General features: G+C 40.1%; 16 protein-coding genes. 15 read left to right on the top strand and 1 reads right to left on the bottom strand.

What is annotated here, in order from left to right; translation table 11 throughout:
• Window positions 1-19 precede the first annotated feature (19 nt).
• The 11 genes from QCD85_RS04230 to QCD85_RS04180 all read left to right on the top strand — a co-directional run bounded on the left by QCD85_RS04230 (window position 20) and on the right by QCD85_RS04180 (window position 13,540).
• The gene (locus QCD85_RS04230) at window positions 20-991 is read left to right on the top strand and encodes a LacI family DNA-binding transcriptional regulator (protein ID WP_301261720.1); all 972 of its coding nucleotides are present in this window, start codon (window positions 20-22) and stop codon (window positions 989-991) included.
• Between the two features lie 16 nt (window positions 992-1,007).
• Window positions 1,008-2,045 carry a pectinesterase family protein gene (locus QCD85_RS04225; protein WP_301261719.1) on the top strand — a complete coding sequence of 346 codons (1,038 nt, stop codon included), beginning with the start codon at window positions 1,008-1,010 and terminating at the stop codon, window positions 2,043-2,045.
• 361 nt (window positions 2,046-2,406) lie between these two features.
• Window positions 2,407-3,453 carry a BMP family lipoprotein gene (locus QCD85_RS04220; protein WP_274170740.1) on the top strand — a complete coding sequence of 349 codons (1,047 nt, stop codon included), beginning with the start codon at window positions 2,407-2,409 and terminating at the stop codon, window positions 3,451-3,453.
• A 108-nt stretch (window positions 3,454-3,561) separates the two neighbouring features.
• Window positions 3,562-5,070: an ABC transporter ATP-binding protein gene (locus QCD85_RS04215; RefSeq protein ID WP_273615162.1), complete on the top strand. Its 1,509-nt coding sequence runs from the start codon at window positions 3,562-3,564 to the stop codon at window positions 5,068-5,070.
• Window positions 5,067-6,116: an ABC transporter permease gene (locus QCD85_RS04210; RefSeq protein ID WP_273615163.1), complete on the top strand. Its 1,050-nt coding sequence runs from the start codon at window positions 5,067-5,069 to the stop codon at window positions 6,114-6,116. Before QCD85_RS04215 ends, QCD85_RS04210 begins: the two co-directional genes overlap by 4 nt.
• A complete protein-coding gene (locus QCD85_RS04205; protein ID WP_204825357.1) occupies window positions 6,116-7,039 on the top strand; it encodes an ABC transporter permease in 924 nt (307 codons plus the stop codon). The genes QCD85_RS04210 and QCD85_RS04205 overlap by 1 nt, the downstream gene beginning before the upstream one ends.
• 99 nt (window positions 7,040-7,138) lie before the next feature.
• Window positions 7,139-7,813, top strand: coding sequence for a sulfite oxidase-like oxidoreductase (locus QCD85_RS04200; RefSeq protein ID WP_274170739.1), 675 nt, complete (start codon window positions 7,139-7,141; stop codon window positions 7,811-7,813).
• Between the two features lie 4 nt (window positions 7,814-7,817).
• The gene (locus tag QCD85_RS04195) at window positions 7,818-8,546 is read left to right on the top strand and encodes a nucleoside phosphorylase (protein WP_273615166.1); all 729 of its coding nucleotides are present in this window, start codon (window positions 7,818-7,820) and stop codon (window positions 8,544-8,546) included.
• A 691-nt stretch (window positions 8,547-9,237) separates the two neighbouring features.
• Window positions 9,238-10,248 carry a substrate-binding domain-containing protein gene (locus QCD85_RS04190; RefSeq protein ID WP_273615169.1) on the top strand — a complete coding sequence of 337 codons (1,011 nt, stop codon included), beginning with the start codon at window positions 9,238-9,240 and terminating at the stop codon, window positions 10,246-10,248.
• Window positions 10,238-12,112: a cache domain-containing sensor histidine kinase gene (locus QCD85_RS04185; protein WP_301261718.1), complete on the top strand. Its 1,875-nt coding sequence runs from the start codon at window positions 10,238-10,240 to the stop codon at window positions 12,110-12,112. Before QCD85_RS04190 ends, QCD85_RS04185 begins: the two co-directional genes overlap by 11 nt.
• Window positions 12,113-12,229: 117 nt before the next feature.
• On the top strand, window positions 12,230-13,540 hold the full coding sequence (locus QCD85_RS04180; protein ID WP_301261717.1) for a response regulator transcription factor: 1,311 nt from the start codon (window positions 12,230-12,232) through the stop codon (window positions 13,538-13,540).
• Window positions 13,541-13,692: 152 nt separating this feature from the next.
• On the opposite strand, the gene QCD85_RS04175 is transcribed toward QCD85_RS04180, so the two are convergent.
• A complete protein-coding gene (locus tag QCD85_RS04175) occupies window positions 13,693-14,130 on the bottom strand; it encodes a VOC family protein (RefSeq protein WP_301261716.1) in 438 nt (145 codons plus the stop codon).
• 92 nt (window positions 14,131-14,222) lie between these two features.
• Here QCD85_RS04175 and QCD85_RS04170 point away from each other — a divergent pair, with 92 nt between their 5' ends.
• The 4 genes from QCD85_RS04170 (at window position 14,223) to QCD85_RS04155 (ending at window position 18,997) form a co-directional block, all read left to right on the top strand.
• A complete protein-coding gene (locus tag QCD85_RS04170) occupies window positions 14,223-15,179 on the top strand; it encodes a helix-turn-helix transcriptional regulator (protein WP_301261715.1) in 957 nt (318 codons plus the stop codon).
• A gap of 144 nt (window positions 15,180-15,323) precedes the next feature.
• Window positions 15,324-15,491: a hypothetical protein gene (locus tag QCD85_RS04165; RefSeq protein ID WP_175425127.1), complete on the top strand. Its 168-nt coding sequence runs from the start codon at window positions 15,324-15,326 to the stop codon at window positions 15,489-15,491.
• Window positions 15,492-15,726: 235 nt separating this feature from the next.
• Window positions 15,727-18,657, top strand: a complete 2,931-nt coding sequence (locus QCD85_RS04160) for a Na+/H+ antiporter subunit A (RefSeq protein WP_301261714.1) — start codon at window positions 15,727-15,729, stop codon at window positions 18,655-18,657.
• Window position 18,658: 1 nt separating this feature from the next.
• Window positions 18,659-18,997 (top strand): Na(+)/H(+) antiporter subunit C, encoded by a 339-nt coding sequence (locus tag QCD85_RS04155; protein ID WP_069326639.1) that lies wholly within the window; start codon window positions 18,659-18,661, stop codon window positions 18,995-18,997.
• Window positions 18,998-19,006 lie beyond the last annotated feature (9 nt).

Raw genomic sequence — 19,006 nt, 5'->3', positions numbered from 1 at the left:
ACGAAAAAGAAGGTGTTATATGATTACTATTAAAGACATCGCTAAGCTAGCAGGAGTTAGCTATAGCACTGTGTCCAAAGCATTAAATCATGATCCACGTATCAAACACACGACACGTGAGAAAGTACTGGCTGTAGCGGAAAAGCATCATTATCGCAAAAATATTATGGCACAACAGTTATCTTCAGGCAGAAGTAATATAATCGGATTTGTATTGGATGAACTGAATAATCCGTTATTTGCCAACATATCCGGTAATCTTCATGCAGAATTAAAAAAATTAGGGTATCAAATGATTCTGGTAGTGGCTGATGAAGGTATGGATGTATTAGATCATTTACGAGTAGACGGATGTATTTTTTGGGATTATGAAATGACCGATCGAGCAGCATTCTGGCAACGATTTGCCAATATTCAAATCCCTTGTTTTGTACTAGGAACCGATGATTCACCTAATTCTCCATATATCAAAATTGACCGTAAAGAAGGTATTTACAAAGCGGTAGAACATCTTAAAAACAATGGACATACAGAGATTGGATTTATCGGTAATTCTCAACCGATCAAGCTAGAAGGCTATCGTGAAGCATTACAACGTACAGGATTGAAATGGAATGAAGATTATATATTACCGGCATACTCTTCGTGGGAAGATGGGTATTTTGCGATTCGAAATTATGAGTGGACTTCCACATCACCGACAGCTTTTATCGGATTGAACAATATGGTCACACGTGGTGCTCTGCGTGCTTTGCTGGAGGCGGGTTATAAAGTACCATCGGATATTTCGTTAATTGGTTATGATGATCTTCCTGATATGCAATATGCAGAAGTAGCGTTGACTACGATTGGACCACCATTAGATGAGCTAGCTATTCAAGCGGCTGAATTGATTGTGGCTTTAATTCGAGGAGAAGAGGTTCAATATCCTGTAATTATCCAGCCACAGTTATATCATCGTCAATCAGTTGCTTCATACAAAGCTACATAAGTGAGGAGGGTGAACTGTGCGGGATATTCCAGCTTCATTATTGGAAGTAACCGTTGCTTTGGATGGGAGCGGTGACTACACTAGCATCCAGCGTGCTATTGATGAGATACCACATCATCGTGAATATCCTACTGTTATATATATTCAGGCTGGAACGTATTACGAAAAGCTTCATATTGAAAAGCCGTTTGTTCATTTGATCGGTGATCCTGATCAACCCACTGTTATTGTGTATGATGATTATGCACGCAAAACATTTCCTGACGGATCGCTCTATCATACTTTTTATTCCTATACTGTATTTGTAGGTAGTGATGATTTTAGAGCAGAACATCTATCTTTTATCAACAGCGCAGGTGCAGGCGAACAAGTAGGGCAAGCTTTGGCGATGTATGTGGATAGTGATCGAGCTGGTTTTTATAACTGTCGGTTTATTGGACAGCAAGATACATTATTCACAGGTCCATTACCACCTCAGCCAATCGATCGTAGTACATTTGGTGGCCCGCGTGAAGGTGTACCTCGCCATTATCAACGGCAATATTATAAGCACTGTTATATAGAAGGAAATATTGATTTTATTTTCGGCTCGGCGACTGCTGTATTTGATGAGTGCGAGATTTTTGCTAGAAAGCGTGAAAGTCTGTCTACCTTATCTATAGGTGCGGAGGGTAGTCATGAACCAGTGATACATGGCTGGTTAACAGCGGCTTCGACACCAGAAGATGTGCAATACGGATATGTATTTTTGGATTGCCAGTTAACCGGTGATGCACCACCACATAGCTTTTATTTAGGTAGACCGTGGCGTAATTATGCTAAAGTGGCATGGATCAGATGTCATATGGGAGCTCATATTCATCCTACAGGTTGGGATAACTGGAATAAGCCTGAAGCAGAATCTACGGTTGTATATCAAGAGTATAATAATGAGGGTGCAAGTGCTTCTATTAAAGATCGAGTATCATGGAGTTACTTATTAGATAGTACAGAAGCAGAAGATTATACTGTCGAACATATTTTGGCAGGAGACGATGGTTGGGTACCCAAATAATTAGTAATCTATAGTATCTATACTTGGTAGGAAAAGCGCGACTTCATTTAATAAAACTATAATTTTTGCCAAGTCCAATCGCTTACAATGTATAACGTAAAGTCCTGAATGATAATATTCAGGACTTTTTTTCGATTGGATTTTAAGTGAATAACAAGCAAAAAGCCTTGTATAAAGGTGTTAACCATATTAAAGTAATATAAAAGTTTAAGCACGCATTTGACGCAATAAAAGAGCAATTTGTTATAAAATGATCGTTTATTCGTCATATTACCTAAAAAAGGTTTGACAAAAGGCGACAAATTTCTTAGGATTAGTGAAAACATACGTTAAATTTGGATGGAATGGGGAATAAAAAAGAATGAAGAAGCGTTTAATGTTCGTAATTACTATGGTTATGGTGTTCGCATTATTAGCAGCATGTAGTTCTGGTGGGTCTAATTCCGAACAATCAGCATCCAATGGTAGCAGTGCTGAAGGCACAGGTAAAAAGTTAAAAATGGCTCTTGTTCTTCCAGAAGAAATAGGGGTTAATCAGTTCTTCGTACAAATGGACGAAGGTTTCCAAAAAGCAGGTAAAGAGTTTGGTGTAGAGACAAAAACAATCCAATCTTCTGACCCGACAGCATTTGAACAAAATATGCGTGCAACAGTAGCCGAAGATTATGATCTGATTATTACTGCAACGTTCCAAGCTGAAGATGTGTTGAAGCAAGTTGCAGAAGAAAATCCAGACAAATCATTTGCCATTATTGATACAACGGTTGATCTTCCTAACGTACGTAGTGTAGGTTTCCGTGAATATGAAGCTTCTTATTTATTAGGAGCAGCAGCAGGACTAGCGACCAAAACCAATGTTGTTGGTATGGTAGCGGCACAAGATGTACCTTTGCTTAAAAAATACAGTGAAGGCTTCAAAGAAGGATTAGCATCTGTGAACCCTAAAGCGAAATTTTTGATTGGTTATGTAGGTAGCTTTAACGATCCAGCTAAAGCGAAAGAATTAGCATTGGTACAATACGGTCAAGGTGCTGACTTTGTCGCAGGAGCATCAGCAACAAGTGATCTAGGTGTATTTGAAGCAGCGAAAGAGAAAAACTTGTACACATCTGGTCAAGATACAGATCGCACTGTAGAAGATCCAGATCATGTTGTATTGTCTCAATTAAAAGGTACAGATGCAGTTGCTTATGAGACTGTAAAAGACTTTGTAGATGGTAACTTCAAATTCGGTACGACAGCATATGGATTGAAAGAAAAAGGTGTAGGTCTTACTTTCGTAACAACAGACAGCACATCGAAGCTTAGTCCATTTATCGGAGAAGAAGTTGTGAATAAAGTGAAAAAAATCAGTGACGATATTATCGCTGGCAAAATCGTTGTCAAAAACCCGTTAGAACAAAAATAAGACATACAATTGATAAGCACGGCAAGTTGATCAACCGGCTGCTATACCGAGCAGCCGGTTTTGTTGTTATCTGATGTACATTGTAATCTGGAATGGAGGTTTATACCGATGACGTTGTTATTAGAAATGAAAAATATAACCAAAAAGTATGGAGATTTTACGGCGAATCATAATATCAATTTTGATGTGCGTAAAGGTGAAATTCATGCTTTAGTCGGTGAAAATGGTGCAGGTAAAACGACCTTAATGCGCATGTTATATGGCATGGAAGAACCGACTTCCGGTAGCATTACGATCAATGGAAAAGAAGTTCATTTTCACGATCCATCCGAAGCCATTCGTCAAGGCATTGGCATGGTGCATCAACATTTTATGTTATTTCCAAGCTTTACACTGGCTGAAAATATCGTAATCGGTGGAGAGCCAAAGCGAAGTGGATTATTTGATCGCAAAGCGGCGGCAGATAAAGTGAACGAACTAGGGCAAATGTATGGAATGCCTGTCGATCCGTGGCGCAAAGCAGGCGATTGTCCGCTAGGTATTCAGCAGCGAACCGAGATTTTGAAAGTGTTGTATCAAGGAGCAGATGTGATTATTCTGGATGAGCCTACAGGTGTGCTAACGCCTAGTGAAGTCAAAGAATTGTTACAATCGATCAAACGTCTAGCAGCGCAGGGCAAAAGCTTTATTTTAATTACACATAAGCTACACGAAGTGATGGAAGCGGCAGATCGAATTACGGTATTACGAGATGGTGTAGTCACCGGACATATGGAATCCAATACAACTGATGAAGAGCAAATTTCTCGTCTGATGGTAGGACGTGATCTGATTCCGATGAGTCGTGTTGCCAATGAACCGGGAGCCTCTGTTATGCATGTGCAAAATGTAACACTTGCAGGAGCTAAAGGCGCCAAGCCGTTATTGGACAATATTACATTAACGGTACGTCAGGGTGAGATTGTCGGGATTGCAGGCATTTCAGGCAATGGCCAATCTGAATTACTACAGGTGATATCAGGGCTTGTACAACCAGACAGTGGCATTGTCGAACTGAACGGCAAAGATGTAACTGGAGAGTCTGTACGTGCAATTCGTGAACAAGGAATGGCACATATTCCAGAAGATCGCTATATGTGGGGAGCTTCGCGTGAAGCAACTGTGCTGGATAATGGACTGATGGGGCATCAACACCAATACAAAAAAGGTGGTCTAATTCAGCGCCACAAACTTCGCAAAGTTGTAGATGGATGGGTACAGCGCTTTTCAATCAAAACAGGATCACTGGATACGCAAGCACAATTCCTATCCGGTGGTAATTTACAGAAATTAATTGCAGCTCGTGAATTTGCTCAAAATAAACCATTTCTGATTGCAGCTGAGCCTACACGTGGTGTCGATGTAGGGGCTATGGAGACGATTCATGGTGAACTGCTTGCTAAATGCAAAGCAGGAGATGGCATTTTGCTAGTCTCTTCCGAGTTAACAGAAATTCTTACATTATCCGATCGGATTCTGGTCATGTATGAAGGTGCCATTGCAGGAGAATTATCTGCGGCAGAAGCGACCGAAGAACAGATTAGTCTATTGATGGCAGGAGGGAAGCGCAAACTATGACCAGACTGAAACGAAATCTTTTGGCGCTTCTACAACCGATTATAGCGGTAATCATTGGATTGCTAGCAGGCGCAATTGCAATTATATTGTTAGGCGATTCTGTTATTGATACGTACCGCGAAATGTGGAATGGCGCTTTCGGAAGCTTTTACTTTTTAACCAATACATTAACACGGGCTACACCGATTATTTTGACAGGACTAGGTGTCGCTCTGGCTTTCCGCGCGGGATTCTTTAATATGGGTTCAACCGGACAGATGGTATTAGGAGGACTTGCGGCGGCAATTACCGCTCTATATTTACCGGGACCGGGTTGGATGGTATTGATCGTGTCTCTAGTCGTAGGAATGGCGATTGGTGGTCTATGGTCATTATTCGCAGGGTATATGGATGCCAAGTTCGGTATTAACCTTTTGATATCGACATTATTATTGAACTATATCGCTTCGCTATTTGCTGGCTATATGGTTGCTTTTCCGTTAAAAGATCAAAGTGGTTCAGCTGCTATGGCACAGACACCTATGATTGATAAAAGTATCTGGTTACCCAAATTATTTTCCGGTATGAGTCTACATGCTGGTTTTATTTTAGCGATTGTTGCGGCAATTGCTTTGTACATTTTTATTCAAAAAAGTGTATCCGGTTATGAGATTCGGATGCTGGGGAACAATCCTTTTTTCGCGGCTTATGGTGGTGTGAAAAGAGGTCGGATGATGGTGGTAGCGATGTTAACAAGCGGTGCACTCGCCGGGCTTGCAGGTGCTGGCGAGGTATTGGGTACACAGCATCGTTATTTAGATGGTGCACTTGCTTCCGCAGATTATGGATGGAGCGGTATTATGGCGACATTGCTAGCCTCGTCTAATCCGTTAGGAACAGCCGTAGCAGGAATATTACTAGCCGCCTTACAAACAGGGGCGATGGGTGTAGAACGTAATACGAACGTACCGCTAGAGGTGGCTAGTGTGATTCAAGCGGTGTTGACACTATTTGTATCGGCACGATTTGGCTATGCGTTCCTCAAACGCAGAAAGGAGAAGAAATAATGGATCAGTTATTCGATGTGTCTTTATTTAATTCCATGTTGCGTATTGTGACGCCTATTCTTCTCGCCGCTCTAGGTGGAGCGATCTGTGCCCGGGTTGGACTGTTTAATGTAGGGTTAGAAGGTCTGGTATTGATCGGAGCCTTTTCTGCTATTTTAGGAAATCACTTGCTTGGCAATGTATGGTTGGCGATTATTTTTGCTATTTTATGTGTGATGTTATTCTCGCTGATCTTTGCATATATTAGTATTAATTTGAGGGCAAATGTAATTGTTGTCGGGATCTCGATGAACTTTTTAGCGGCAGGATTAACGACCTTTTGTCTGCGAGCGATCTTCGATGTAAAAGGCGCTTATTATGATAAAAATATGATGGGTTTACCCAAATGGGATATTCCTGTTATCAAAGATATTCCGGTATTAGGCGGAATCGTATCCGGTCATTCACCGCTTGTCTATTTAGCTTTTTTTGCAGCAATTCTGATGCAAATCTATCTATTCAAAACAGTCAGTGGATTCCGCTTACGTGCCGCAGGTGAAAATCCTGTAGCTGCTCAAAGTCTGGGTATTCCTGTGCGTCGTATTCAATATGGAGCAGTATTGATGTCAGGAGTATTATGTGGTCTGGCAGGAGCACAATTATCGCTAGGACAGGTCACGATGTTCACCGAAGGAATGACCGCAGGTCGTGGATTTATCGCTCTAGTTGCTACGATGTTAGGGCAATCCAATCCGATTGGTGTGGTCGCTTCTAGCTTGCTATTTGGCTTTATGGATGCCTTTAGTATTCGTCTGCAAGGCTTTGCGTTACCTGCTCAATTTACACAGATGTTACCGTATATTGTGACGCTGGTGGCGATGTTCTTTTTCAAAGATCGCAGTTATCTTAAAGATGCTCAACGTGCTAACGGAAGCTCACGTTAATAGTAAGACTGAAATATGTATTTAAGATTGAAGTATGTATTAATGCAGCCAAAGAAATGCTATAGAGAGAATTTAATCTGATCAAAAGGAGGGTATCTAGTGAAAAATAAAGCGGAACGGATCAAAAATGCCAAAGTACCATTATCCAAAAATCTAGGAGTCGATCAGGCAGATCGTTTACCACCAGGACAATTTTTAACCGAAACGTTTCCGATATTGCATGAAGGCGATGTACCTGATGTAGATACAGATACATGGCAGTTGAAGATTTTCGGTGAGGTTGAGCAAGAACAGACATTTTCATATGCAGATTTGCTGAATTTGCCTAAAGTACAGATGACTAGCGATATCCATTGTGTGACGCGCTGGTCAAAATTTGATACGCTGTGGGAAGGGGTACGCTTTCGTGATCTGCTAGACGTATTGCAGGTGAAGCCAGAAGCACAATATGTGATGGTACACGGTGGTAATGATTACGAGACCAATGTTCCACTGGCGGACCTATTGTCTGACAATGTATTGCTAGCGTATCATTATGATCATAAGCCACTGACACCCAAGCATGGATATCCTGTACGTCTGGTGGTACCACATCTGTACTTTTGGAAAAGTGCGAAGTGGATTACAGGGCTTGAATTTATGAAAGAAGACCGCCCCGGATTCTGGGAACAAAATGGTTTTCATAATGAAGCCGATCCCTTTGCAGAACAACGTTTCTCTGGTGAAGCTTTGCCGATACCGGAAGATGAATGGACAAAAAAGGAGTTTGATTAATTCAATGTTAATGCCTATTTTGCAAATCAATAGTGAAGATGTACCTGAATACGCGATTGTCTGCGGTGATCCTAAGCGTGCGGCTCATATCGCTTCATTGTTAGACAATACAAGGGAATTAGCATTTAGCCGTGAATATCGTAGTTTTGTTGGTACACGTGATGGCATTGAATTGGCTGTTGTTAGTCATGGTGTAGGTTCGCCTGGAGCAGCCGTTTGTTTTGAAGAATTGATTCGTGCAGGTGTCAAAACGATTATTCGTGTCGGTACAGCAGGTTCGTATTCTGCCGATCATCCAGCAGGTAGCTTAATCGTCAGTACCGCAGCCGTACGTACCGATGGATTAACTCGCCAACTGGTTCCAGAAGCATTCCCTGCGGTTGCCGATAGTGAAGTAACCGAAGCATTATATCAAGCAGCACGTCAAAGTGAAGGCATTGTGCAAAAAGGAATCACTGTTACATTGGATGTCTTTTTCAACGGGGTAGAAGAATTCCCGCACAAAAAGTATAAACAAGCTGGTGCTTTAGCTGTAGAAATGGAAATCTCTGCATTGTATATTATCGCTTCGCTTCGCGGTATTCGTGCAGGAGCAATTGTAGCTTTGGATGGTTATGCTGATGCTGATCTAGCAGAAGAATATGATCCGAATACAGATACTGTAGCGAACGCAGTCAAACGTGAGATCGAAGCGGCAATTCAAGCAACAGTACAACTTGCAAAACGTGGATAAATAAGTACAAAAAATAGATAAACTATGATAAATGCAAAATCAGATAAGAAAAAAACCTGTACTCATAATCATTGTGAGTGCAGGTTTTTTGTTTAGTCATGTTCTATATCCAAGTGAATTCCTAGTTGATGATGGTAATACGGTAAAGTGGATTTTGAATATAGAGCACGTTTTAATACGTTTTTATCTTTATTATGTACAGCACGTATATCATTTTCAATAAATTTTATAAAGTTCTTTTTAATGAAATTTTCGTGTTCTACTTTTATATTGGAATAATGTGATAGCATATCCCCGACCTTTATATTGATGTGTATCCATCATATTAGGTACAGGATGATCTTGAGTAAATGCTGAAGACAATTGTTGTAGTTTAAAATATTGTAGATCGGATCGAGGGGAGTGTTTGGTCAATGATATCATCCTTTAAAATATTTTAAATATAAAAAAAAGGAGAGCAATGTCTCCTTTTTAAAATTAAATTCATGGGCTATTATTTTTTAAGGTGGGCTGCTCTTTGCCCAATGCAAAGTTCTTTATATCTATTATTATACTCGACTTCTGAATAGCTTTCAAGCATACAACCATCGTCCACCTTTTACAATTAAAGCGTTTTCTTAACTCTTGATTTGAGTTATATTAGATCATATCAAGAGTGGTCAGTGACATGATCTGGAGGGAATATAGAAGTATGCGTAAAATGTTGTTGATCTATATGATTTTGATCGGCGCTTTGATTATTTATATTATGCAATATCGATTAGATGAGAAATCTGCGGCTTGGACAGAGCAGGGGTTAAAGGGGAATATTGACGAGAATTATGTAATGGTCACTTTCCAGTCTGGAATGGAATATTGGAAAAGCGGGCTGAAAGGATTCGAAGATGCTGCTGAAGCGCTCAATGTATCGGTTGAATATCGCGGGGCAACGCAATATGATGCGCGTGAGCAAGCGCTTGTGCTAGATCAGATTATTGCTAAAAAGCCAGCCGGTATTGCGATATCTGCGATTGATTCACCAGCATTGGTCAAATCGGTTAATAAAGCAGTAGATGCAGGGATTCCTGTCGTAATGTTCGATGCCGAAGCATCTGGTAGCAAAGCGTATTCTTTTTTAGCAACAGATAATACCAATGCAGGTACGACCGCGGCAGATCAGATGGCTACATTAACCAAGCATCAAGGAAAGATAGCGATTATTACGTTAACCAATCAGCAAAATCATAAAGAACGCACTCAGGGATTTGAGCAAGAAATTAAAAATCGTTATCCACAGATGAATATTGTAGCAGTCGAAAATCATGAAGGCGATGCAGTCAAAGCCGAGCAGATCACAACTCGATTATTGCGTCAATATCCTGATCTCAAAGGTATCTTTATTACCGAAGCTACAGGAAGCTATGGAGTAGGGCGAGCAGTAGAACAATCCGGACGTACAGGAGCAAGTAAGCCTGTCATTATTAGCTTTGATACCAATAAAGAAACATTAGATATGATCAAGTCCGGTACGATCAATGCAACGATTGCGCAAGGAACATGGAATATGGGTTATTGGTCGCTCCAATATCTGTTTCATTTGCATCATGGATTAACAGTTCCTGCCCGTTCGCTTAGTGGCATTGTATCGCCTGTACCTGTTCGTGTAGATACAGGAATCTCTGTGGTAACTCAAGAAAATGTGGCTGATTATTATGCGAAATAAATGGATACGTCGCTCTTTGCAAAAAGATTGGCGTTACTGGCATCCTGAAAATTTACCTTTGCGCCATCAATTGATTGTGTTGTTTTTGATGGTAGGTATTTTGCCTGCAATTTTACTGGGAATTATGGTGAATTGGACATCCAATCAGATTATTGAGCGTCAGGTGACAGCGAATACGATGCAATTAATTAGCAAGGTCAACCAAACGCTAGATACGTATATGGAAAATATGCAAAGCATCACGTATTTAATCAGTTTTGACCGGAATGTTGATCAATTTCTAGCCGGTCAATCGTTAAACAAAAATGATGCTTCCGATACATCAACGTATCAGATCCGGCAGTTTTTGCAAGGATTTACAACTGTTTATTCCGAGATTGCCGGCATCTTAATCGTTAATACCAAAGGCGATTATATCAGTAATGAACTGTATGCAAGGTACAATCAAAGTCTGACCAAAGAAGATTGGTATCAACAGGCGATCAAGCAAAAAGGAATCTTTACGATTATTGGTCATCCATCCGGTCGCAATATTACAAGCCATGCGAATTATGGAGAAGATGAAGTTGTAACGGTTGTGCGTTCGATCAATGATCCGACCACAGGTGAAGTCAAAGGTGTGATTTTGATCGATCTCAAGTTACGGGTGATTGCTCAAGCAGCCAAAGATGTGACACTCGGTAAAACAGGGTATCTGATGGTAACAGATCCTACGGGGCATGTTATTTACGCACCGTCCGATACCTTTATGCAAAGTATTCCTGCCAAATTAACCGCTTCGCTTCGGCAATCAGAGAATGTATTTACTGAAGAGATTCAAGGGCAACAATTACAATTTATTTATCGCACATCGTCATATACAGGCTGGAAAACAGTGGGCGTTTTCCAATTTAGTGAATCAGTAGCTGAAGCGCGTACGATTCGCTTTTATATCGTTATTTTTCTATTTTGCGTCTGTTTTACAGGGCTTACCGCTTCATACGGATTAGCCAATTCGATCTCTAGACCGATCTACCGACTATCTTCGTTGATGCAAAAAGCAGAATCAGGCGATATGACTTCTCGTTATATTAGCAATAGACGGGATGAAGTAGGGATGTTGGGACGTAGCTTTAATCGAATGATGAATGAGATTCGTAATCTAATCTCACTAAATCAGCAAAAAGAACAGCAAAAGCGAGAAGCTGAATTACGCAGTCTGCAAGCCCATATTCGCCCTCATTTTCTATACAATACACTGGATACAATTCATTGGATGGCGCAGAAAAAAGGAGCAGACGATGTGTCTAGTATGGTGGATGCATTATCCAAACTGTTCCGTATTGGGCTAAGTCGTGGCAGTGATATGATCACACTGGCTGAAGAAGAACAGCATATCGTCAGTTATTTGCAAATTCAGAAAACACGTTATAGGGATCGACTACAATACGATATCCAGATCGATGATGCAATCCGCAATGTATATGTGATGAAATTACTACTACAACCGATTGTAGAAAATGCCATCTATCATGGAATCAAAGCAAGACGAGGCCCCGGTAATATCTATATTGCAGCACAACAACAAGACGACAAATTAGTGTATACCATTAGCGATGATGGTGCAGGATTTAGTGAAGAGCGATTGATTCAAATCCAACACCAACTCGCCGAACCGCTCGATTGGATCGGGCAACAAGGCCCTGAACCAACAGGAAGCTATGGTCTGCTAAATATTCAAGCCCGTATCCACCTAGCCTACGGCACAAGCTACGGTGTAAGTATTCACCCACGCCCAGAAGGCGGAACAACCATCAAGGTCACCCAACCATTGTTATGGAATATGCCAAGCGCTTGGCACCATAAGCGCGACCCAAACGAATGAAAAAATGATTTTTGCAAAGCAAAATATCTTACATTAAGCGCTTGGCAGTATAAGCGCGACTCAGTGTAGTAAAAAAGTGATTTTTGCAAAACCAGATCGTAAAGGAGACGAATATCAATGAGTGCGGTATATAACGTATTAATCGCTGATGATGAGCCGATTATTCGCGAAGGAATTCGAGATTGCGTCGACTGGGATAGTCTGGGGATGATCGTTACCGCAGAAGCAGAAGATGGAGAAGAAGCTTTAGAGATTGCATTGGAACAACAGATCGATATTTTGTTGGTCGATATGAATATGCCTTTTTTGGACGGTATTTCTTTAATGAAACGATTACGTACCGAGCGACCGCATTGCCGATTTGTGATTATTACCGGACATGATGAATTCAAATATGCTCAAGAAGCTATTCGATTAGGGGTCAAAGATTATATTCTCAAGCCTGTTGATCCGCTCCATCTGTATGATGTACTGCACCATATTCGCACCGAAATGAATGGAACACTACATCAAGAACAGTATTTAAAGTTAGCAACCGATCAGATTCAGAAAAATACATCTTTACTACAAGAACAATTTTGTCTGGATTGGTTAAGCGGTAGACTCCATCATGAGGAGATCAAGCAACAATTAGAGTTTTTGCACTTACCTGTGTGCTTGCCATCTACATTAGCATTAATCCGCTGGTCGGGTCATGCGGAAGGACGACCGATGCTCAAAGAACAAGATAAGCAATTGATGTTGTTCGCTATAGGTAATATTGCCGCCGAGCTTTTACAGCCAGCACCACTTGTGATTTGTAGAGAATCATCAGGGTTGTTAGTCATTTGTACATGGTGTCCGCCCGATCATTCTACTGCATCTGCTATATATGATAATGAGCAACAGGCTGATAAAATGATGAGTGCGGTCAAAGACTGTATAGGTCTACATGTGCAAGTGCATTTGCAATCGGTGAATAGTATAGATGAAGAAATCAACAATACAGATATACCTGATGACCCTTTGCTATCTTTAGAACAAGAGGTAGATTACAGCCAAGTCATGACTACTGCTTATCGACATGCCAAATTGCAATTAGACGGGCAATCTAGGTTATCTCCACTGGTAAGACGGGCGCGTGATTATATCCAGAACCATTACCATAATCCAGAATTAACATTGGAAAAGCTGGCAGATGTGTTACAAGTCTCTCCAACCTATCTGAGCCGCTTAATGAAACGAGAGCTAGGGCATTCTTTTATCCATGTATTAGTACAGGTTCGGATTCAAAAAGCAGTGCATCTACTGAAAGAAACCGAGCTATCGATTCTTGAGATTGCGCTACAAGTGGGCTATGATTCACAGCATTATTTTAGTACAGCTTTTAAAAAAATGATCGGTGTGTCACCCAATCAATATCGTCGAGATACGGTAGAGCAATCGTAAGCAATATGCTAAAAACAATGTTCACCACCCGTCACAATAGATGTACTTTTTAGACAACAAATACAATTTCATAAGCAAAAAGACCTTAACGAGAGCGATAAGGTCTTTTTGCTTGTTTTTTTACTTATTATTGATTAATCATCTACCTATTCTTATTTTTCGGTTACTAACTGGATAACTACTCCATAAGGATCTTCTACAATCGCATATGCTTTGGAAAATAAATTAGGTGCAAGTGGAACGATAACACGTGTCTGATTATGTTCCAAAAGCAGATTGTACAATGTAGTAATCTCTGCTTGCGATGATGTGATACACAACGAGAAATTAGTCCCTTTGACCAAATTGGGAGCATCACTCATCAATTCATCAGCGATCATTAATTCACTATTGCCAATAGTTAACACAGAATGAGCGATCCAATCTTTTTCACTTGCTGGATACGTATAGGTGGGATCTAATTTCTCTGTAATCTCTTGATTAGTAATACAGAACACAAGTTGAGCTTGAAGATGAGTCTGGTAAAAAGAGATCGCTTCTTTGGCTTGACCATGTAGAGATAAAAAAGTACTGACGGTTAAATTAGACATAGTAATCACTCCTTTGATTGAATACTTTTATTGTATGGTAGAATAGTGTCAAATCATGACACTATTAAAAAACCAAAATAAAGGAGCATCCTATGAACAAAAATGAACGTCTGATTCAGCAGATGATCTATATCAATACCAAAAAGTATTTTAATCTTAGCGATCTAATCGAAACATTCGGTATTTCTAGAAGTACGGCTTTACGAGATATCGCTTCGTTAGAACAATTAGGGGTTCCGCTGTATTCAGAAAAAGGAAGTCATGGCGGTTATCGTGTACTAACGAACTCCTTATTACCACCGATTTATTTTAATACCAATGAATTACACTCCATTTTCTTTTCGCTACAATTGTTAAAAGGATTAGTAAAAACTCCTTTTCAACAGAACTATCAAGAGATCAAAACTAAATTATTAGCTACATTACCGGATAAGCACAAACAACAAATGGCGCAAGCGGAACAATGGATTCAGTGGATTGGTGTAGAACAGCAACAAGAAGTGCCATGGATTGTAGAACTATTTGCTGCAATTGTTGGCAGGCAGGTCATCGAAATTCAATATAATCGGTATCAGCAGGACAAACGGATTATTCAACCGCTACGCTTATCGATATGGGATGGATACTGGTATTGTTTGAGCTGGGATCGCAATAAAAACGAATTTCGGAATTTTCGTTGCGATTATATAGAGGAGTTACATATCACGGATCAGCAAGGCACCGAGTGGACAGCAGAGCAGATTCATACGTTAGCCAACCAACAATTTGATATACAACGTCCGCTATCTTTTCAAGTCAAAGTAGATCTAAAAGGTATCGAACACTTTTATAAAAAAAGATATTCCAATATGTCTTTGCAACAGGTGGACACAGGAAATGATAACGAAAATAAAGAGCATTATATTGTAGGAACCTTTGGCGAGCATGAAATTTCTTTTCTAGTAGAGTACTTTTTGGGATTTGGTCAGCATATTGAAATTGTATCGCCACCACTTTTGCGTACCGAATATCAGCAATATGTCAAAAAGATATTAGCTCAGTATGAGTAATCCTTTATTAGAGGTCGTCTATTCAGTTGCCTAAAATTTTAAAGAGTACAAATCAATAGCGATTCACTGATCAAATTTCCGTGTAATAATGCTCACAAGATCATAATGCGTACCGCAAAGGGCGCTCAAAGGAGATTACGGACAATGGACGAAAATCGTAACGTAGATGTGGACAAAAAAGAGGTACGTGTAGAACGTAAATCAGATTCAAGTATGGTCGCTTCTACTTTTATTAAATATGCTGCTTATATTATTATTTTGGCAATTGTGTTATGGTTCTTAGTGAAGTATATTTTCCCTATGTTCTCATAAACATATGCGATCGGATTCGTAATTAACATCATACGGTATATAAAACGGAGGAGCCTGTCACCAAGGCTCCTTTTTGCTGTTTTTTGGGTTATTTTGAGCTAATTTGACCTGAAATAATGAAATTACGGGCAGAAGGTACTGTTTTTGGGTACTATAAAGGTAAAGAGCTTTTTGTATACATTCATTAGAAGAATACAGGAAGTAATAGATAAAGAAATTGGGGGTGTCAACAAGAGTGTATGTATTGCATGCTGCTATTATTATTCCATTTTTATTTGCAATCTTCGTGCCTCTGATCCGTAAAGGATTGCCGCGTGTACATACAGGTTGGATCGTTTTAGCTATTCCGACCTTATTATTTGCAAATTTTCTACGTTATTTACCTGCGATTCAGTCAGATACCAGTGAAACGATTAGTGTACCCTGGGTTCCTTCGTTAGGAATTAACTTTACCGTATATTTAGACGGTTTAAGTCTATTATTTGCTCTATTGATTACAGGGATAGGCGCTTTAGTCGTTTTATATTCTATTTTTTATCTTGATCCTGCCAAAGAAGCGATTCATCGATTTTATTTATATCTAATGATCTTTATGGGCGCTATGCTCGGGATTGTGCTTTCAGATAATATGATCGTGTTGTATACATTCTGGGAATTGACCAGTATTTCTTCGTTCTTACTGATTGCTTTTTGGTATGAACGTGATCGTTCGCGTTATGGAGCACTCAAGTCGATGCTAATTACTGTACTTGGTGGCTTTGCGATGTTAGCTGGTTTTATATTACTACATAATATGACCGGCACTTTTAGTATTCATGAGACGATCGCTGTATTAACAGATATTCAAGGACAATCTTTATTTTTACCAGCAATGATACTGATTTTATTGGGCGCTTTTACCAAATCTGCTCAATTTCCTTTCCATATCTGGTTGCCTGATGCGATGGAAGCACCCACTCCAGTCAGTGCGTATCTACATTCAGCTACGATGGTCAAAGCAGGAATCTATCTAGTAGCACGCTTTAGTCCAATTTTCGCTGTTCAAGCAGAATGGTTCTGGATCGTATCAACAGTAGGCATTGTCACGATGTGTTATGGATCGATACTTGCTGTCAAACAAACGGATCTCAAAGCATTGCTAGCCTATTCAACAATCTCGCAATTGGGGCTTATTATGTCTTTGTTCGGAGCAGGATCTGCTGCTGTGTACTATGGATATGGCAATGAGTCACTTCTATATACAACAGCGACGATGGCTGCTATTTTCCATCTGATTAATCATGCGACATTCAAAGGTGCTTTATTTATGGTAGCTGGCATTGTCGATCATGAAACAGGTACACGTGATCTGCGTCGTCTGGGTGGATTGATGAATGTGATGCCGATTACATTTACGTTAGCAGGTGTAAGTGCATTTGCAATGGCGGGTATTCCGCCGTTTAACGGCTTTTTGAGTAAAGAGTTATTTCTAGAAGCGATGGTAGAACTAAGCCATATGGACATATATCACTTAGAGACATGGGGCATCTTATTCCCTATTCTTGCTTTTGTAGGCAGCGTATTTACATTTGTCTACAGTATGATTCTGGTGTTCAAAACATTCAGAGGACCACTTCAACCGGACAAATTAGGCGGTACTCCGCATGAAGCACCGATTGGCATGTTGATCTCACCGGTTATTTTGGGATTGTGTGTAGTAGGGTTAGGATTTTTCCCGAATCTGTTATCTTATAGCATAATCGAACCTACTATGAGAGCAGTATTACCAAGTCTGGTAGCGCCGGGCGAACATTTTGAAGTGCATATTTCATTCTGGCATGGTATTACACCTGCTTTGCTAATGACAATAGGCATTATTGTGTTGGGAACGCTAATGTATCTGTTATTAGCACGCTGGAAAGGGATTTATAGCAAATATCCTCAAACGTTAACATGGAATCATCTGTATGACAGCACCCTGAAATGGGGCGAAAAAGGATCTAAAGCACTAACCAATCAATATATGAGCGGTTCTGTGCATAACTATTTAATTTATATTTTTATATTTATGATTGTTTTGATGGTCACTGTATTCTGGCGAGCAGATGGAATGTCGTTACTTACAGCAGGAGCGGCACCGATTAGCATCTATGAAATTGTATTGTTAATTGGTCTGGTGGTCACTGCTATCGCTGTTCCATTTGCAGGTAAACGTCTTACAGCGATTATTATGACCGGAGCTGTCGGTTATCTGGTCACTTTGTTTTTTGTTCTATTTCGCGCACCGGATTTGGCTTTGACTCAGATGATTGTGGAGACTGTGTCTGTATCTTTATTTTTACTTTGCTTTTACCATATGCCTGAATTACGGCGTGAAATTGTATCGAAACGGTATCGTATTATCAATATTATTGTGTCTGTAGGGGTCGGTATAGTGATGACCTTTATCGCGTTAGCGGCCAGCGGTAGTAGCACATTCGATTCGATCGCTACCTTTTTTGTAGAAGGTAGTCATGATCTGGGTGGTGGCGATAATATCGTCAATGTTATTCTGGTAGATTTCCGTGGATTTGATACGATGCTTGAAATTACAGTACTGGCTATCGCTTCGTTAGGTATCTATTCTTTGATTCAGCTTCAGGTCAAAGGAAATGATACCGGCGCTCGTATTCATTATTTGCGCAATAAAGATGTACAGACGCATCGTGTTGATGTCGGTCGTACTCGTCGAGAAACGGTAACTGTGCAACGCAATATGACACAGTTCAAAAGTAACGATGTAATTTTGGAAACAAGCACGAAAGTGATTGTATTTATTATTTTAACATTTGCGTTGTATCTATTCTTTGCCGGTCATAACAATCCAGGTGGTGGATTTGTCGGTGGGTTGATGACAGCTTCGGCTTTGATTTTACTTGCTTTAGCGTTTAATGCAGAAACGGTAAGACGGATATTGCCTATCGATTATCGCACAGTCACCGCAGTCGGATTAAGTATTGCGTATGCGACAGGTATCGGTTCATTTTTCTTTGATGCTCCATTTTTAAGTCAGTCTTTTGGTTATTTTGAATTGCCTTTATTGGGTAAGACGGAACTTGCTACAGCGACGCTATTTGATCTAGGTGTGTTTCTGACAGTGCTTGGTGTGACGATGACAATTATTTTACAGATTGGGGAGGATCGCTGATATGGAAGTATGGATGTCCATTGCTGTTGGGATATTATTTGCAGTCGCGGTATACCTGATCTTGTCGCGCAGTCTGCTACGCATTATTTTAGGAACGTCGATTTTGACACATGGTGTGCATTTATTATTGCTTACGATGTCGAGACTCAAGTCAGGCGCACCACCATTATTAGGGGAAGAATCAGGGTCTTATGTAGATCCTTTACCACAAGCGTTGATTTTGACATCGATCGTTATTAATTTTGGTGTAACTGCATTTTTCTTTGTCCTCGCTTATCGTTCGTATCTTAAGCTGAAGACCGATGATATGGAGGAGGTGAAGATGGAAAGTGACGAATAATTTATTAAT

Source organism: Paenibacillus sp. PsM32 (assembly GCF_030433815.1).
In the GTDB taxonomy this organism is placed as follows: domain Bacteria; phylum Bacillota; class Bacilli; order Paenibacillales; family Paenibacillaceae; genus Saccharibacillus; species Saccharibacillus kyungheensis.
The sequence above is the reverse complement of the archived record's forward strand: the minus strand, read 5'-3'. Positions and strand labels throughout refer to the sequence as shown.